The 16,124-nt window shown below is 61.3% G+C and carries 17 protein-coding genes; 5 read left to right on the top strand and 12 right to left on the bottom strand.

Annotation, left to right across the window (positions count from 1 at the left end; all coding sequences use genetic code 11):
• Nucleotides 1-18 precede the first annotated feature (18 nt).
• On the top strand, nucleotides 19-873 hold the full coding sequence (locus QEZ49_RS16875) for a DsbA family protein (protein ID WP_280388503.1): 855 nt from the start codon (nucleotides 19-21) through the stop codon (nucleotides 871-873).
• Nucleotides 874-1,054: 181 nt separating this feature from the next.
• Here QEZ49_RS16875 and QEZ49_RS16870 read toward each other — a convergent pair whose 3' ends face one another.
• From QEZ49_RS16870 to QEZ49_RS16860, 3 genes are all read right to left on the bottom strand, one after another.
• Nucleotides 1,055-1,402, bottom strand: coding sequence for a DUF4389 domain-containing protein (locus QEZ49_RS16870; RefSeq protein WP_280388502.1), 348 nt, complete (start codon nucleotides 1,400-1,402; stop codon nucleotides 1,055-1,057).
• A gap of 115 nt (nucleotides 1,403-1,517) precedes the next feature.
• Nucleotides 1,518-1,904, bottom strand: a complete 387-nt coding sequence (locus QEZ49_RS16865) for a hypothetical protein (RefSeq protein ID WP_280388501.1) — start codon at nucleotides 1,902-1,904, stop codon at nucleotides 1,518-1,520.
• A 15-nt stretch (nucleotides 1,905-1,919) separates the two neighbouring features.
• The gene (locus QEZ49_RS16860) at nucleotides 1,920-2,888 is read right to left on the bottom strand and encodes a D-glycerate dehydrogenase (RefSeq protein ID WP_173952497.1); all 969 of its coding nucleotides are present in this window, start codon (nucleotides 2,886-2,888) and stop codon (nucleotides 1,920-1,922) included.
• Nucleotides 2,889-3,113: 225 nt separating this feature from the next.
• On the opposite strand from QEZ49_RS16860, the gene QEZ49_RS16855 reads away from it, so the two are divergent.
• The 4 genes from QEZ49_RS16855 to QEZ49_RS16840 all read left to right on the top strand — a co-directional run bounded on the left by QEZ49_RS16855 (nucleotide 3,114) and on the right by QEZ49_RS16840 (nucleotide 7,719).
• Nucleotides 3,114-3,482 (top strand): hypothetical protein, encoded by a 369-nt coding sequence (locus tag QEZ49_RS16855; RefSeq protein WP_280388500.1) that lies wholly within the window; start codon nucleotides 3,114-3,116, stop codon nucleotides 3,480-3,482.
• 517 nt (nucleotides 3,483-3,999) lie between these two features.
• The gene (locus QEZ49_RS16850) at nucleotides 4,000-4,428 is read left to right on the top strand and encodes a hypothetical protein (protein WP_280388499.1); all 429 of its coding nucleotides are present in this window, start codon (nucleotides 4,000-4,002) and stop codon (nucleotides 4,426-4,428) included.
• A 220-nt stretch (nucleotides 4,429-4,648) separates the two neighbouring features.
• Nucleotides 4,649-5,500, top strand: a complete 852-nt coding sequence (locus tag QEZ49_RS16845; protein WP_280388498.1) for a HAMP domain-containing sensor histidine kinase — start codon at nucleotides 4,649-4,651, stop codon at nucleotides 5,498-5,500.
• Nucleotides 5,497-7,719, top strand: a complete 2,223-nt coding sequence (locus QEZ49_RS16840) for an ATP-binding protein (protein ID WP_280388497.1) — start codon at nucleotides 5,497-5,499, stop codon at nucleotides 7,717-7,719. Before QEZ49_RS16845 ends, QEZ49_RS16840 begins: the two co-directional genes overlap by 4 nt.
• Before the next feature lie 48 nt (nucleotides 7,720-7,767).
• On the opposite strand, the gene pssA is transcribed toward QEZ49_RS16840, so the two are convergent.
• From pssA to QEZ49_RS16795, 9 genes are all read right to left on the bottom strand, one after another.
• The gene (gene pssA / locus QEZ49_RS16835) at nucleotides 7,768-8,655 is read right to left on the bottom strand and encodes a CDP-diacylglycerol--serine O-phosphatidyltransferase (RefSeq protein WP_280388496.1); all 888 of its coding nucleotides are present in this window, start codon (nucleotides 8,653-8,655) and stop codon (nucleotides 7,768-7,770) included.
• Between the two features lie 89 nt (nucleotides 8,656-8,744).
• Nucleotides 8,745-9,458: a phosphatidylserine decarboxylase gene (locus tag QEZ49_RS16830; protein ID WP_280388495.1), complete on the bottom strand. Its 714-nt coding sequence runs from the start codon at nucleotides 9,456-9,458 to the stop codon at nucleotides 8,745-8,747.
• 91 nt (nucleotides 9,459-9,549) lie between these two features.
• On the bottom strand, nucleotides 9,550-11,148 hold the full coding sequence (locus QEZ49_RS16825; RefSeq protein WP_280388494.1) for a Do family serine endopeptidase: 1,599 nt from the start codon (nucleotides 11,146-11,148) through the stop codon (nucleotides 9,550-9,552).
• 327 nt (nucleotides 11,149-11,475) lie between these two features.
• Nucleotides 11,476-11,661, bottom strand: coding sequence for a DUF2065 domain-containing protein (locus QEZ49_RS16820; RefSeq protein WP_280388493.1), 186 nt, complete (start codon nucleotides 11,659-11,661; stop codon nucleotides 11,476-11,478).
• A 7-nt stretch (nucleotides 11,662-11,668) separates the two neighbouring features.
• Nucleotides 11,669-12,556: a protease modulator HflC gene (hflC, locus tag QEZ49_RS16815; RefSeq protein WP_280388492.1), complete on the bottom strand. Its 888-nt coding sequence runs from the start codon at nucleotides 12,554-12,556 to the stop codon at nucleotides 11,669-11,671.
• Nucleotides 12,557-12,558: 2 nt separating this feature from the next.
• A complete protein-coding gene (hflK, locus tag QEZ49_RS16810) occupies nucleotides 12,559-13,707 on the bottom strand; it encodes an FtsH protease activity modulator HflK (protein WP_280388491.1) in 1,149 nt (382 codons plus the stop codon).
• A 231-nt stretch (nucleotides 13,708-13,938) separates the two neighbouring features.
• A complete protein-coding gene (locus QEZ49_RS16805) occupies nucleotides 13,939-14,448 on the bottom strand; it encodes a dihydrofolate reductase (RefSeq protein ID WP_280388490.1) in 510 nt (169 codons plus the stop codon).
• Nucleotides 14,449-14,463: 15 nt separating this feature from the next.
• Nucleotides 14,464-15,258 carry a thymidylate synthase gene (locus tag QEZ49_RS16800; RefSeq protein ID WP_280388489.1) on the bottom strand — a complete coding sequence of 265 codons (795 nt, stop codon included), beginning with the start codon at nucleotides 15,256-15,258 and terminating at the stop codon, nucleotides 14,464-14,466.
• Nucleotides 15,259-15,338: 80 nt separating this feature from the next.
• On the bottom strand, nucleotides 15,339-16,037 hold the full coding sequence (locus QEZ49_RS16795) for a type II CAAX endopeptidase family protein (RefSeq protein WP_280388488.1): 699 nt from the start codon (nucleotides 16,035-16,037) through the stop codon (nucleotides 15,339-15,341).
• Between the last annotated feature and the right edge of the window lie 87 nt (nucleotides 16,038-16,124).

Here is a 16,124-nt window from a genome sequence, read left to right as displayed (position 1 = left end):
CTTGAAAGGCTATTCTGCATGTCAAATCCCCGTCCGCCGCTGCTGCGTGTGCTTGCTGACAGGCCCGCAGCCTGGCTGGCAATTCCAGCCGTAGCTGCACTGGCCGGTCTGGTTCTGCTCGGTCAGTCGCTGGTTTCATCCCCGGCGGCCAACGCCCAGGCTGACGCGCCCGCAGCCGCATCGGGTTCGTTCTCGACCCAGCAGCGCAGCGACATCGAAGCGATCGTGAAGAACTATCTGGTCACGCACCCGGAAATCTTCCTTGAGGTGCAGACCGCGCTGGAAAGCAAGATGGAGAAGGAGCAGGCCGCTCGTCTCAAGTCGGTCATCTCCGAGAACGCGCGTGACATCTATCGCGATCCCAAGGCCGACATTGCCGGTAATCCGGATGGCGACATCACCGTTGTCGAGTTCTTCGATTACAACTGCGGCTACTGCAAGCGCGGTCTGGGCGACATCGTCAAGCTGGTAGAATCCGACCCCAAGGTGCGCGTCGTATTCAAGGAGCTGCCGATCCTCTCAAAGGGATCGGAAGAAGCTTCCCGCGTGGCACTCGCTGCTGGCCAGCAGGGCAAATACTGGGAACTGCATCAGGCAATGCTGAACGCCAAGGGCGTGCTGAACGAAGCAACAGCGCTGCAGATCGCCACCAAGCTTGGCCTCGACATCGACAAGCTGAAGAAGGACATGAACTCACCGGAAGTGATGGCCGAACTCGCCAAGGCTGAAGAGCTGGCGAAGAAGCTGGGCGTCAACGGCACGCCGCACTTCCTGGTTGGCGACCGCGCCATTCCAGGCGCGCCGGGCGATCTTTTCGAGCAGCTTACGGCCCATGTGGGTGAGCTGCGCAAGGAAGGCTGCTCTTACTGCTGATCGCTGTTTGATCGAGACTTACATAAAAGGCCGGGGTGGAGCTTCCATCCCGGCTTTTTCTGGCGCTCTTTTTTTGGGGCGCTCGGCGACTCCTCCTCCGGGGAGCCGGCCGCCGAGCGCGTGATTTCCTTTTTCTGGCGCTCGGCGATCCGCTACGCGGAGCTGGCCGCCGAGCGCGCATTCAGAACTCTGTCGGCTTATCGCGTTCCGCCACCAGCGCCCGCGACGCCGTTGGCCATGCGGCCCACGGGAACGGCTTTTCCTCCGATGCACAGGTCAGAAACTTGGCAGTGTCACCAAGCCAGAATGCCAGCGTTTCACCGAAGCGCGTAAGCTGCGCGTTGGGCGCGCCGGAAAATAGCAGAAACAGAAACTGTGCGATTGCCGTCAGCGACAGCAGCGTCTGGCCGACGCCAAAACCCAGCGCCAGCACCACCATATAAAGGCCGCGCATCCAGGTCGTGCCGTTCGTGAAACTTGAACGCTGCGCGTCGGCGCGCTGCGTAGTCGAATGATCGATCTGGGTCATCGGGTGTGCTCCTCATCGCATCGATCCCAATTGCATTGCGGCATCCCGCAACGCGCCCCGAGCATCCCTCCGCGTGCTTACTGTTTTCTTATCCGGCGCACCGAATGGCCGGAAATCAGTTCTCCGCCGGTACAATTTCCATGAGCTGGAATACGTTCCCTTCCGGGTCGCGACCATCGCACAGCGGCCCCGTCAGCCCCGGATAGGATTTGACTGCGCCCATATCGACGCCGAGCGCCACCAGCTGCGCCCGCATGACGTCGATCGGCTCACTAATGGAGAACACAAGCTTGGCGTTGTTGTTGTCGCCGCGCCAACCGCCCGGCGGAGCGACATATCCGGCCCCGGCCTTGAGCAGTCCGATCTCGCACGGCCCCGCCTGCAGCACCGCCCATTCGCCTTCGATGTGCTGGCCTAGCGAAAAGCCAAACGCCTCCCGGTAAAATACCGAGAGGCGCTCGACGTCTTGAACGTAAAGGATGATCCGGCTGAGCTGGGCCATCGCTTCTGAACCTTATCAGGCCAGCTTGAACGGCATGTCCTTGCCGGCGAAGAAAGCGTCGATGTTGTCGAGCGCTTCAAAGCCCATCTGGTTGCGTGCCTCGATGGCGGCGGAGCCCAGATGCGGGAACAGGAACGTGTTGGGCAGGTCGTAATAGCCCTCGTTGATCTTCGGCTCACCAGCGAAGACATCGAGGCCGGCATAGGCCAGACGGCCGGACTTCAGCGCCGCGATCATATCTTCGTCATTCACCAGATCGCCGCGCGCGGTGTTCACCACGATGGCGCCCTGCGGCAGCTTCTCGATCACGTCCTTGTTGAAGAAGTAACGTGTCTCGGGCGTCGACGGCGCGTTGATGGAGAAGAACTCCGAAACGCTGAGCAGGCTGTCGAGGCTGTCGTGATAGACGGCGTTGTACTTCGCCTCGACCTCAGGCTTGGCGCGGTAGATGTCGAAGTAATGGATTTCCATGTCGAAGCCACGCGCGCGCTGCGCCAGCGCCTGGCCGATCTTGCCGAAGCCGTAGATGCCGAGCTTTTTATTGTCGAGCCGCTGGCCGACGAGTTGCAGCGGCTGCCAACCCGGCCAGGAGCGCGTGCGGATCATGCGCTCGCCTTCCGATGCACGGCGGGCCGCACCCAGCAGCAGCAGCATGGCGATTTCAGCGGTGGCGACAGTGACGCCATGCGGCGCGTTGCCGACCTTGATGCCGCGCGCCTTGCACGCTTCCAGATCGATATGGTCGAAGCCGATCGAGAACGTGGAGATGCACTTGATGTTCTCGGGGATCTGATCGATCACCGCCTTGGGGCACTTCTCGTTCAGGGTGAGAAGAATCGCGTCGACGGACTTGGCGGTCTCCAGCATCTCTTCGATGGTGATCTTGGGATCATCGCCATGGGCGATCACATCGTAGGTGGCGCGTGCGCGCTCCATGGCTGCGGGCGGCAGGGGCCAGGTGATCAGGATTTTCTTCTTGCTCATGGGAACGGGTTCTCCCCCTAAGGTATGAGTGCATCGTTGCTGGCGCGATCCATGCCGCAATGGGGCCGCTCTGACAAGCGCGGCGATGCCCTACGGCAACGCTTTGTTCACCATGGATAGTGAAACTCTGCCGGTCTCCAATCTGCAAATGCTGCGAATGCAGCAAATGCCGCACCTGCGCGTGTGGGCGGCGCGGATCGCCCCACGGGTGAAGGTCACCCGCCAATGCTGAAAGTCGTCGTCGCAGTTCTGGCCGTTCTCGCAGTTGCGAAATTATGGGCGCAGGATCGTCTGTATCGGGACGGCGCTGAAGAAGCGCTGCTGCAGGCCTATCGTGACCGCGCCATCGCAGCCTGCCAGAGCGCACCGCCGGAAATAATATCCGCGAGCGCAATGCCGTTATGGACCCAGCCCGCATCGGTGGACCTGGTTATCGGACGCGCGGATGTCGACGTCCGCATCTGGCAACTCGATAGCGAGCAATGGCCAGCCCGCTTCCGCCATCCGCATGTGGTGCTGACCCTGGATGATCGCGCCACGCCGATCTGCCGCTATGACGTCATCGAAGGCCGCGCCTACGTCACGCCGATGTAAAGCCCTCCTCGGTTCTGGCAGCCATCGCCTTCGTTTGTTGCGCTACGCTGCGATGCAATACGAACGCTCTCGCCGATGCGCGCCCCAATGCAGGGCCAACGCTGTGTCCGAACCACATCAGCACAGGGAATAATTCGCGGATGGCGGCTTCACGCCATCTCCGGCGTTCCTCAGCGGTCTTCGGAGTTTGACAGGCCTCATACTGACGGTGTTACCTGCCCAAAAAGGGCGCTTCACAGCCAGGATCAGGCTGGCGGTGCACTTAACGATAATCGCAGGAGAAACGGCAGACCGGCCCAGCGCCGACTACCGTTTGTGGGGGAGGACCAGACGACCATGCCGGGCATCGACGCCATGTGACACCAGCCGCAACGAGCGAACTGCAATACCGTCTCTGCGGCTGCCGGCCGCGATCCATCATCCGGCTTTCAATGGGCAAAATCAGGAATGCTCCTTTCAGCCCGCAGGAAGCCTCAGCCAAGCAAACCGACGAACGCGGTTGCCTCCTGTGAGTGACATGAAATTCTCAACTGCCCTTGCCGCGGCTGCGGCCCTCAGCTTTCTCGGCGCCCTCGCAACTGCGCACAGCGCTGCCGCTGAAGACATCACGCTCGAACTGAACAAGCTTGAGAAATCCGAGAAGGGCTGCCGCGCCTACATCGTCGTCTCAAATCCGACCTCCACCAGCTATGACACCTACAAGCTCGATCTGGTGCTGTTCCAGACCGATGGCGTCATCGGCCGCCGTCTGGCGCTGGATCTGGCGCCTGTCCGCGCCGACAAGCGCACGGTGAAGCTGTTCGACCTTGAGGGCACCGACTGCGACGGTATCGGCAGCTTCCTCGTCAACGACGTTCTGGACTGCCGCACCACCGAAGGTCCGGTCAACGCCTGCCTGGCGGGGCTGAAGGTCCGCTCGCTTACCAAGGTCGATATTTCAAAATAAGCGACGGTACACGCCTGATGGGATCGGGGGCGGCTGGAAAAACGGCCGCCCATCGACAGGGATTTCGATCACAGACCTGCTTGCCCACCCGCACAGGGGCCGATCGTGCCGCGCCGATACGGCGCGAAATGTTTTATTCGTTCCAGGACCAGACGCCGGTTTACCGCTCGTTATTATCTCGCCCAGTAGGGTGCGAACTTAACCAGCGGCAAATGCGGCAATGTTCACGGGTCCCATCGGTAATCAGAAAAATACGTCGTTGATGAACGAGTACGCGTCGCTACTCGGCGATGCTATTCTTCGTCATCGGGCGCGTGTTGCTGAACGCTCGGCTCGCGTCGAGGCCGAGCTTGCCAGCAAGGTCAAATCCGAATTCATCGCCAACATGAGCCATGAGCTGCGCACGCCGCTCAATGCCATCATTGGCTTCTCGAAGCTTATGTCCGAACACAATCAGCGCCGGCTTTCCGATGCTGAAATCGCGGACTATGGCGGTCTTATTCATGATGCGGCTGACCATCTGCTGGCCGTCATCAACAACATCCTCGACATCTCGAAGATCCAGAGCGGCAAGTTTTCGATTGATCTGCGCGATATCGATGTTGGTGAAGTGCTGCACGTTTCCGCCGCTTCGCTGCGTCTCATCGCGGAAAACGCCGGCGTAACGCTGCGCGAAAACATCGACCGCGATCTGCCATCGGTTCTGGGTGACAGCGTGCGCCTGCGCCAGGTGTTCACCAACCTGATTTCGAACGCACTGAAATTCACCACCAGCGGCGGCACCGTAACCGTCTCGACCGAAGCCAGCGGTCACCTTGCCATCATCAGCGTCAGCGACACCGGCATCGGTATGACCGAGGATGAAATCGCGGTGGCGCTAACGCCGTTCGGGCAGGTGGAAGCAAGCCATAACCGCTGGCGCGAAGGCACCGGGCTTGGCCTGCCGATCGCCCGTGCACTCGTCAAGCTGCACGGCGGTGATCTCAAGATTGAAAGCACAAAGGGTGTCGGAAGCACCGTGAAAGTGATGCTGCCGATTGCCGACATGGGACGTGGGGAAAGTGAAGCATGAGCGACACAGCAGCAATGCAGCTTGCCAGCCCCGGCGTAGGCAGAAGCACGCCTCCCACCGATAAATCAATCGGCCGCATCGTATCCGTCACCGGCTCGAAGGCGATCGTGCTGCTCGATAGTCAGCCGGGCGGACAGATCAACTTCCGTGAGCGGCCCGACATGGGCACGCTGCTGGCCATCGATACGCCCAACACCGTCGTGCTCGCCATCGTGTCGGCACTTAGCGTTCCTGTGCCTGCAACGCGCGAGGACGAAGCCGAAATCTGGATCGCGGAACTGGGCCTTGTCGGCGAGCTTTGGCGCGATAAGGAAGGCAACGCCACCATCTTTGCGCGCGGCGTCACCGCCTATCCGTCACTCGGCAATCGTGTGCGCGTTGCCTCGAAGGCCGAGCTGGCCGCCGCGTTCTGTGGCGATCCCGACCGCTCCGTGCGCATCGGTTGTATCCGCCAGGACAGCACCATCCCGGCGATGATCCGGGTCGATGACCTGCTCGGCAAACACTTCGCAATTCTGGGCACCACCGGTACCGGCAAATCGTGCACAACAGCGCTGATCCTGCGCTCCATTCTTGAGCGCAATCCGGCCGCACACATCGTGCTGCTCGATCCGCACAATGAATATGCCACCGCGTTTGCCGAATGGGCCGAGGTTATCAGCCCGCGCAACATGCAGCTTCCGTTCTGGCTCCTCAACTTCGAGGAAGTCGTCGAGGTGCTGATTACCGATCAATCGCGCAAGGCAGAGATCGAGATCCTGCAGGAGCTGATCCCGATCGCCAAGGCGCGCTACAGTGCCGGCCGCTCACGCGAAGCGTTGCGCCGCGCGGGTATGCCGGAACAGGTGCGCTTCACCGTCGATACACCCGTGCCCTACCGCATCTCAGACCTTACCGGCCTGATCGACGAGCGCATGGGCAAGCTCGAAAACAAAAAGGATCTGTCGCCCTATCGTCAGTTGAAGCTGCGCATCGACTCCATCTCGCAGGATGCGCGCTATGCCTTCATGTTCGGCTCGCTGACGGTTTATGACGGCATGACGCAGGTCCTGTCGCGCATCTTCCGCGTGCCGGTCAACAACAAGCCGATCACCATTGTCGAGCTGACCGGGCTGCCCACCGAAATCATCAACGTCGTCGTGTCGGTTCTTGCCCGCATGACCTTCGACTTCGCGCACTGGAGCGAAGGTAAGGTGCCGCTCAACATCGTTTGCGAGGAAGCGCATCGTTACGTGCCCGCCGCCGATCACATGGGCTTTGAGCCGTGCAAGCGCGCCATCGCCAAGATCGCCAAGGAAGGCCGCAAGTACGGTGTTTCGCTGTGCATCGTCTCGCAGCGCCCGGCCGAGGTTGATCCGACCATTCTCTCCCAGTGCAACACAGTGTTCGCGCTGCGCATGTCGAACGACCGCGACCAGGAGATCGTAACGTCCGCCATCAGCGATACCGGCTCGGGCCTGCTGGAATTCCTGCCATCGCTTGGCCAGCGCGAAGCACTCGCATTCGGTGATGGCGTGGCGCTGCCCGTGCGCATCAAGTTCGACGAACTCCCTGTCGGTTGCCTGCCGCGATCGACGACCGCGCGTTTCACCGAGCATTGGCAGCGGTCGGTTGGTGACGATGGCTTCCTGGAGAACGTGGTCGAGCGGTGGCGGTCATCCGACATCAGCGCCGGTGGCGACATCACCGGATCGGCCAGCTTCAGCGCTGAAGAATATACGCCGGACGATGATGACGCTGATGACGACGCCGGTTCGTTCAGCAGCGCAGCGGGCGCGTCGGTTTCGTCGCCGAATACTGCCTCTGCCCAGCCGCGCGCAAGTGAACCCTATCGCCAGCCATCCGCTGCCATGCCTTCGGCTGAGGCCACGATGCCTTCCGCCGATGCAACGGCGCAATTCCAGTCGCCAGCCGCGCCGGAGCCATCATTGCGGCGGACGCCATCGAGCGATACATCGCCAAACCGGGCTGCACCTGTCGACAACGCCGGCACCAAAGGCAGCGGCGACGCGCCTCTGGCGGGACAGCCCGCCTACGCACCGTCGCGGCTATCAACACTTGCACAGCAGGCCGCTGCTGCACCCCGCTCGGGCTTTGCACAGCGCAAGGACAACACGCCACCGGCCGGCGCGCAGGAAAATCCCGCCGACGAACAGCGCGACCAGCCTTCAACGCTGAAATCGTTGCGCGAGCGGCTTATTCAGCGGCAGCAGCGCTGACCGCACGACCGCAGCCCAACTAAACAGTGCTAGCTGCGGCTGACGTTTTCAGCCCTGTTTCTGTGAATCGCTCTGGCGCATGGCAACGATCCGGTGCGGCGGCGCCGGTTGCTTTTCCGCGCCTTCAGCAGGCGCCGTGGCAAGCGTCTGGCGGAAGCGCCTCCAGCTCATCGGAACGGTCGCCAGATAAATGATGCTGGCGCCGGTCAGAGTTCCGAATGGATACGTGATCAGCAACGCCACCACGCCGATCGCCAGAATAAACAGCGGCAGCACATACTCACGCGAAATACGCTCGCCCAGCAGCTTGCCGGAGAATGTCGGGATGGTCGACACCATCATGAAGGCGATGGCCAGCGTATAGACGAGCACGACGTCCAGCACATACGGCGATGAGCGGATCTCGCCGAAGCCAAGGTGCTCGATATAAACCGGTAGCAGCACCACGATCGCGGCGGCCGGCGTGGGCATGCCGGAAAAATAAGCCGTCTGCCATTTCGGCTTGTCGTCATCGATCGCCACGTTGAAGCGCGCTAGTCTGAGCGCGGAAGCCAGCGCGAAGATCATCACGCAGATCCAGCCCAGACTTTTAAGATCGCCCAGGCCCCAGGTGAAAATCAGAAACGCGGGCGCCACGCCGAAGTTCACGAAGTCGGCCAGGCTGTCCAGCTCGGCGCCGAAACGCGACGAGGCCTTCAACAGTCGCGCGACCCGGCCATCGATGCCGTCCAGCAGCGCAGCGAATACGATCAGCCCCAGCGCCAGCTCATAGCGCCCCTCGATCGACATGCGGATAGAAGTGAGGCCGGCACACAGCCCCAGCAGCGTGAAGAAGTTCGGCACCAGCATGCGCACCGGCACCCGTTGCTGCCGGAACATCGCCGCGCGACGGCGGCGGCGCGTTTCACGCTCCAGCCGGGGAATGATCGGATCCATGCCCAACAACGCCTCCTACCGCAACTTGCGAGAGTTTATGCAGTGCGTGCGGCGATCCGAAACGATCGGATCGGCCGCACGCGTAACTATCAGTTCCGACGCGCAACGCGCTCGGGCTCAGCCGACTGCAGATCGGCCAGGATCGTCTCACCCGCGACTGCCGTCTGCCCGATCGCGACCAGCGCGTGGTATCCCGGCGGCAGATAGACATCCACGCGCGAGCCGAAGCGGATCAGCCCCAGACGCTCGCCCGCCGCCACGTTGTCACCCTCATGGGTGAACGGCACGATGCGGCGCGCGACCAGACCTGCGATCTGAACCACACCGATCTCAACACCATCCGGCTTCTGAATGATCATCACCCGGCGCTCGTTCTCCTCGCTCGCCTTGTCGAGTGCCGCATTCAGAAACGCACCCGGCACATAGATCGAGCGGGCGATGCGGCCCGATACCGGCGAGCGCGTGATGTGAACGTTGAGCACGCTGAGGAAGGTGGAGATGCGCACGCGCGGCTCCGGGCCAAGCCCCATTTCGATCGGCGGTGTCACCGTCTCGATGGCGGCGATGCGGCCGTCGGCTGGCGCAATGATCAAGCCTTCGCGCAGCGGCGTGACACGGTCGGGGTCACGGAAGAAATAGGCGACGTACAGCGCGGCGATCACGAACAGCCAGCCAAGCGGCTCCCAGATCATGAAAGACACCAGCGCCAGACCGGCGGCGATCGCGATGAACTTGTAACCGTCGCGGTTCACCGGCGCGAGGCTGTCTATGATGGTGTCGATAAGACCATGTCTGTTGGACACGAACTGCTCCTAGCTATGCATTTGCCGACCGGCGTATCGTCCTCACGGTCGCTGAGTTGATCCTTTTGCCTGCCACCCTCTGGCGGCACGGCTATTCCAGTGGCACGGACACAAACCGGTGCGCACCGTTTGCGTCCTCCAGCTCAAGCATGATGGTTGAGCGGTTGCCTTTTTTCTTGATGGCCTGCACCCGCCGCACAACATCCTTGGGGCTGCGTACCGGCTCGTTGGCGGCCTGCACGATCACGTCGCCGGGGCGAATGCTGCCGGGCACTGAGCTCTTCGGGTCGACGGCCGTAACCACCGCTCCCATAATATCCGCATCCAGCTCGAACTTCTTGCGCAGCTCGTCCGTCAGCTCGGCAAGCTTCATGCCCAACAGCTCTGTGTCCGCAGTCGCCGGGGCGCCGTCAGCATTCGCGGATGGCGCAGCGGCGTCAGATTCATCGGCGAGACGACCAACAGTGACCTGCAGGACTTTGCGCTCACCGTTGCGCAGCACTTCCACCGGCACAGTCTTGTCGATGGGCGTACGCGCTACCAGCTTCGGCAAGCTGCGCATGCCCGCAACCTGTTCATTGTCGAAGCGCAGGATGACATCGCCCGGCATCAGGCCAGCAGCCTCCGCGGGGCCGCCCGGTGTCAGTGCCGCAATGACAGCCCCGACGTTATCGGGAATTTTCAGCGACGCGGCGATGTCTTCGGACACGGACTGGATTTTCACGCCCAGCCAGCCGCGACGCACTTCGCGGAATTGCGTGATCTGCTGCACCACCGGCACAACCGTATCGGCGGGCACCGCAAAGCCGATGCCGATCGATCCACCGGTCGGCGAGATGATCGCCGTATTCACGCCGATGACCTCGCCATCCATGTTGAACAGCGGTCCGCCCGAGTTGCCCTTGTTGATAGAGGCGTCGGTTTGCAGATAGTCGTCGTACGGGCCGGAATTGATGTTGCGCGCCTTGGCCGAAATGATGCCAAGCGTGACGCTTCCGCCGAGGCCGAACGGGTTGCCGATAGCCATTACCCAGTCGCCAACGCGAATAGCGGCCGATGAACCGAACTTCACCGCCTTCAGCGGCGCTTTCGGCTTCACTTTCAGCACCGCGATGTCGGTCTTGGTATCGCGGCCCAGAAGCTCGGCCTTCAGCTTCGAGCCATCGTGCAGGTTGACCTGAATTTCCTCAGCGCCATCGATCACATGGTTATTGGTGACGATGATGCCTTCCTTGCCATCGACAATGAAGCCGCTGCCAAGCGAGGAGACCATGCGGTCCTGAGCCGAGCGGCCGTTGCGGTTGTCGAAGAACTCATCAAAATATTCGTGATAGGGCGAACCCTTCGGCACGCTCGGCAGCGGCAGGCCCTGCGGACCCTTGATCGCCTGGCTGGTGGAAATGTTCACCACCGCCTCGATCAACTGCTCAGCAACCGGCGCGACCGATTGCGGGCCACGCTGCTGCGCGCCAGCTGATCCGCTGAACAAAGCGCCGCTTGTGATCAACGTGAGAGCAAAGAAAATGAAGGCGCCAACCTTACGGCAGCCGATTACAAAGCTATGAGATGGCGTCGCGCTCGACGACCGCCGCCGGTGCGATCCGAGCATCTCTGCCAGCCCACCATGCAGACGCTTTCGTCCGCTCCGCACCAAATGCGACCAACGACCAAGCACCGCCATCTGGTTCATGCTCTCTGCCTCCCGCCGGCGTCGGTCCCGTGCCGGCCAATTCATTGGCCTTTTACTTGCCACCGTAGCCCGCGCAAGCGGCGGATTGAGCACAATTAATAAACTCTACGCCCTGCCTTGGCACCGAACTAAGCCCCATCGAACCTAAGTCCAGAACGTTCATATAATCGGCGCGATGCATCCCAACGACAATGATACGGGACAGTCGCGGCAAGTGGATGGCAAGCCCGAGCGGCTGTCAACGAGACCTGCGGTTAATAAGGCGCAGACCGGGCGCAATGCGAACGAGCAAACTTCGCACCCAGCCTTAGCAAACGCTTCGACCGGTCAGCCGCGGATCAACCATACCAGAGCCAACCCGCCGAGCACTGAGCACCAGCCCGCCGTCTTCACCGTAGCCTGCGGAAGCGACGCCACAGCCTCCAGCATGCGGTTGGCCAGATCGGGAACGAGGGCCCACAGGAGGCCCTCGATCACCAACACCAGTCCTAGTCCGACAACAAGGTCGCTCATGCCCTAATTACTGGGCACCGGCTGTCGGCTTCTTGCCGTGCGGATCAGCGAAGTACTTGAAGAACTCGCTGTCGGGCGAGATCAGCAGCCGCGTATCCGACGACTTCAATCCCTGCTCGTAAGCCTGCATGGAACGATAGAATTCAAAGAATTCCTGATCCTTGCTGTAAGCCTCGGCATAGATCTGGTTGCGCTCGGCGTCACCGGCACCGCGGATTTCCTCGCCCTTGCGGCTGGCTTCGGCCCGGATCACGGTTGCCTCACGGTCGGCAGTAGCGCGGATGCGGTTTGCTTCAGCGGTACCCTGAGCGCGGAACTCGGCGGCTTCCCGCTGACGCTCAGCGCGCATGCGGTCGAACACCGAGTTGGAGTTCTGCTTCGGCAGGTCGGCCCGCTTGATGCGAACGTCAACCACTTCAAGACCGAAGTCGGCGCCTTCCTTGTTCACCTGCTGGGCGATGCGCTTCATCAGCTCTTCGCGCTTGTCGCGAACAACATCCTGGAAGGTTGCGCCACCAAGCACACGCCGCAGAGCCGATTCAACGATCGGGCCAAGGCGCGAGCGTACAGCCTCCTGATACCGCAGCGTCTGGTAGAACTTCAGCGGATCGACGATGCGATAGCGAGCAAAGCTGTCGACCACGAGACGCTTCTGGTCCGATGCGGTCACTTCCTGCGGCTGGCTGTCCAGATCCAGGATGCGCTTGTCGAACACTTCGACGGTGTCGATCAGCGGCAGCTTCCAGTTCAGGCCGGGCTGATTGACAACGCGCTTATGCTCACCGAAGCGCAGCACGAGCGCCTGCTCGTTCTGGTGCACGATAAACGCTGAGGTGTAGATGCCGATGGCCGCCAGGCCAAGAGCGATGACGATAATGGCGAGGAACGCGCGCATGATCAGTTGCCTCCCTCGTTGGATTCATCGTTTCTGGGTGTTCGATTCTGCAAGCTGTCGAGCGGCAGGTAGGGCACAACGCCCGCTCCCGCGCCCTTGCTATCGAGGATAATCTTGTCGGTTCCGCCCAGCACTCTTTCCATCGTCTCCAGGAACATACGGCGACGGGTAACTTCCGGCGCGTTCTTGTACTGATCATAGACCTGCGTGAAGCGCGAGGTCTGACCGGTGGCGTCGTTCACCACCTGCTGCTTGTAACCCTCAGCACCCTGCAGGATGCGATCGGCCTGACCGCGAGCTTCCGGCACCACCTTGTTGAAGTAGGAGTAAGCCTCGTTCTGCAGACGCTCCTGATCGGCGCGGGCTGCCTGAACGTCACGGAAAGCATCGATGACTTCTGACGGCGGATCGACCTTTTGCAGCTGCACCTGATCGACCTGGATGCCGGCGCCGTAGCTGTCCAGCATGCGCTGCATCAGCGCCTGCACGGCTTCTTCGGTCTTCTGGCGTTCCTGCGTCAGGATCGGCTGAATTTTGGACTGGCCAACAACCTCGCGCATGGCGCTCTCGGCCACTTCCTTCACCGTGCTGTCAGGATGCTGGATGTTGAACAGATACTTTTCGGCGTCACGGATGCGCCAGTAAACCACGAAGCTGATATCGACGATGTTCTCGTCGCCCGTCAGCATCAGGCTTTCAGCGCGCTCGTCGCCTACTGCGGCACGGCCGGAGGAGCGCACGCCGATTTCGATGATGTTCTGACGCGTTACTTTCGGCAGATAGATTTCATCGATCGGGTAAGGCAGACGGAAATGCAGGCCCGGCGGATACTTCTCGACGAACTTGCCGAAGCGCATCTGGATGCCGAGTTCGTCCGGATTGACGCGGAACGTGAACGCCTGCCAGCCGATGACGGCGCAGGTTATCGCCGCGATGAGGAACAGCAGCGGACCGGGAACGCCGCCGCCATGCATGACCTGTTTAACCTTGTCCTGGCCACGCTTAATCATTTCTTCGAGATCGGGTTGGCCATCGCCGCCACCGGACGGCCCACGGCCCCACGGACCGCCACCATTGCCACCGTTGCCGCCGCCACCGCTTTTCCAGCCGCCGCCACCGCCGCTGCCGCCACTCTGATTATTCCAGGGCATATATAGAAGTGTCCTTCAATTCTTTAACGCTGCGCCGCAGGCCGAATTGCCCGACCGGCACCGGTGAAAGCTTCCGGGATTGCGCGGGAAGCCAGGGGGTGCTCGCTTATATGACAGGGTTTCCCCGGATCGCAAACGCGCCGAATAGATTTGGGGCCCCCGGTCAGCCGTTCAAGCTGAATTTCACGACAATAGTTTCAATATTAAGACGGCCGATTAACTTGACGCCGCTCAAGAATGGCGCCGTTCCAGAACAACGAGAGTAGCGGTGAAATCATCATTTGGCCCCGCGGGCAGATCCTCGCGGGCGGTCTCGGTCCACTGGGTCCAGTCCGTAGCCGGAAAATAGGCGTCGCCAGTCGGCGTGCCATGGACATCCGTGCGGTAGATCCGATCGGCAATTGGCAGCGCGGCGGCGAAAACGGCTGTACCGCCAATGGCTGCTATCTCATCGACGCCACGGCGTGCGGCACATTCCCGGCCGATGGCCAGCGCGGTTTCAAAATCCGCAGCCATGATCGCGCCTTCGGGGCGATAATTGGTATCGGTCGACAGCACGATGTTATCGCGCCCATCCAGCGGCTTCTTCAGCGATTGAAACGTGCGCCGGCCCATGATGAGCGGCTTGCCCATCGTCAATCGACGAAACGTTTTCAGATCGGAAGAAATGCGCCATGGCAGCGTGCCATCGCGGCCAATGATGCCGTTTTCAGCGATTGCCACTACGATTGAAACAACCATGCCGCGCGCAAACTCCTAAACCGCCACATCGCCCTTGATATGCGGATGCGGGTCATAGCCCGTCAGTTCGAAATCCGAAAACTTGAACTGGAAGATCGATTTCACGTCCGGGTTCAGCTTCATCTGCGGCAGCGGACGTGGCGCGCGCGAAAGCTGCTGCTCCGTCTGCTCCAGATGGTTCAGATAAAGGTGAGCATCACCGAAGGTGTGCACGAACTCGCCCGGCTTCAGACCCGTCACCTGCGCCATCATCATCGTCAGCAGCGCATAGGAAGCAATGTTGAACGGCACGCCGAGGAAGATGTCGGCCGAACGCTGGTAGAGCTGACAGGAAAGCTTGCCGTCCGCGACGTAGAACTGGAACAGGCAGTGGCACGGCGCCAGCGCCATGTCCGGGATGTCGGCTGGGTTCCAGGCCGAAACGATGATGCGGCGGCTGTCGGGGTTGCTCCGCAGAGTTTCGACCACCTCGGCGATCTGATCGATCTGCCGGCCATCCGGCGCGGCCCATGAGCGCCATTGCCGGCCATAGACTGGCCCCAGCTCACCCTGAGCGTCAGCCCAATCATCCCAGATCGAGACGCCGTTGGCTTTGAGATAGGCCGTGTTGGTTTCGCCCGCGAGAAACCAGATCAGCTCATGAATGATGGAACGCACGTGCAGCTTCTTCGTCGTCACCAGCGGGAAGCCGTCGGCGAGATCGAAGCGCATCTGATGGCCGAATACAGAAAGCGTGCCCGTGCCGGTGCGGTCATCCTTCCGCACGCCGTGATCGCGCACCCGGCGCATGAGATCGAGATATTGTTGCATCGACTTTTATATAGGTCGATTCCGGGGCAACGCAGTCACTGCTCCACTCCTCCCAATGCCACATGCACGGATATTTGGTCTCATCCCGCCTGAACCGCAGGCGGCAGAGTCACGAAATAGAGCGCCACCGCGATCACGGCGTTATAGACGGCATGGCAGAAAATCGTGACCCAGGCGCTGCCCGTGCGCACCAGCAGCCACGAGAAATAGAAGCCGATCACCAGCACCTCGATGAGGCCGAAGACCGAATAGCCGACATGCAGCGCCGTCCACAGCAGGGCGGTGAGGATGCCGGTGCCGATCAGGCCGAGCAGGGATTTCGCCAGGCCGGAATAAAGGAAGCCGCGGAACATCAGTTCCTCTGAGAGCGGGGCGCCAATGGCAATGGCTATAAACGCCAGCAGCGCCGCGTCGCTCTCCAGCAATTCCTTGAAGATGCGCAGGTCGCCGATCAGCACGTCCGGCGCCAGCCACATGATCAGCGCGGTCCAGATGCCGGTGACCGCGAACATCGGAATGAGCGCCAGCCACATCACGCGCCAGCCACCGCGCGGCTTACGCAGGGCCAGCACCTCCCACCGATCCGATCCGAAGAAGCCTGCGGCTACAATCGTCAGCACGATAACGCCGACCTGCAGCAATATGAGCTGCAGCGCCAGCCCGAATTCCGGTGAACCAAAGTGACCGGTGCCCTCGCCGAATACCTGATCGGCAACAACGTAAACCACCCCTGCAAACAGCGCAGCGATGCCAAAGATGACGCCCGCTGCCGGCAACACCAACCACGCCGGCCATCCGGTGCGCGGAACGTAGGCTGGGCCCGATGCAGCTGCGGGCGCATGTGGATCGGTGTTTTCAGATGGAAC

The organism is Hyphomicrobium sp. D-2 (genome assembly GCF_029872155.1).
In the GTDB taxonomy this organism is placed as follows: Bacteria; Pseudomonadota; Alphaproteobacteria; order Rhizobiales; family Hyphomicrobiaceae; genus Hyphomicrobium_A.
The sequence above is the reverse complement of the archived record's forward strand: the minus strand, read 5'-3'. Positions and strand labels throughout refer to the sequence as shown.

Coding starts and splice junctions, on each gene's coding strand:
- QEZ49_RS16875 (WP_280388503.1), top strand. CDS start 19: ATGTCAAATCCCCGTCCGCCGCTGCTGCGTGTGCTTGCTGACAGGCCC.
- QEZ49_RS16870 (WP_280388502.1), bottom strand. CDS start 1,402: ATGACCCAGATCGATCATTCGACTACGCAGCGCGCCGACGCGCAGCGT.
- QEZ49_RS16865 (WP_280388501.1), bottom strand. CDS start 1,904: ATGGCCCAGCTCAGCCGGATCATCCTTTACGTTCAAGACGTCGAGCGC.
- QEZ49_RS16860 (WP_173952497.1), bottom strand. CDS start 2,888: ATGAGCAAGAAGAAAATCCTGATCACCTGGCCCCTGCCGCCCGCAGCC.
- QEZ49_RS16855 (WP_280388500.1), top strand. CDS start 3,114: ATGCTGAAAGTCGTCGTCGCAGTTCTGGCCGTTCTCGCAGTTGCGAAA.
- QEZ49_RS16850 (WP_280388499.1), top strand. CDS start 4,000: ATGAAATTCTCAACTGCCCTTGCCGCGGCTGCGGCCCTCAGCTTTCTC.
- QEZ49_RS16845 (WP_280388498.1), top strand. CDS start 4,649: ATGTTCACGGGTCCCATCGGTAATCAGAAAAATACGTCGTTGATGAAC.
- QEZ49_RS16840 (WP_280388497.1), top strand. CDS start 5,497: ATGAGCGACACAGCAGCAATGCAGCTTGCCAGCCCCGGCGTAGGCAGA.
- pssA (WP_280388496.1), bottom strand. CDS start 8,655: ATGGATCCGATCATTCCCCGGCTGGAGCGTGAAACGCGCCGCCGCCGT.
- QEZ49_RS16825 (WP_280388494.1), bottom strand. CDS start 11,148: ATGAACCAGATGGCGGTGCTTGGTCGTTGGTCGCATTTGGTGCGGAGC.
- QEZ49_RS16820 (WP_280388493.1), bottom strand. CDS start 11,661: ATGAGCGACCTTGTTGTCGGACTAGGACTGGTGTTGGTGATCGAGGGC.
- hflC (WP_280388492.1), bottom strand. CDS start 12,556: ATGCGCGCGTTCCTCGCCATTATCGTCATCGCTCTTGGCCTGGCGGCC.
- hflK (WP_280388491.1), bottom strand. CDS start 13,707: ATGCCCTGGAATAATCAGAGTGGCGGCAGCGGCGGTGGCGGCGGCTGG.
- QEZ49_RS16805 (WP_280388490.1), bottom strand. CDS start 14,448: ATGGTTGTTTCAATCGTAGTGGCAATCGCTGAAAACGGCATCATTGGC.
- QEZ49_RS16800 (WP_280388489.1), bottom strand. CDS start 15,258: ATGCAACAATATCTCGATCTCATGCGCCGGGTGCGCGATCACGGCGTG.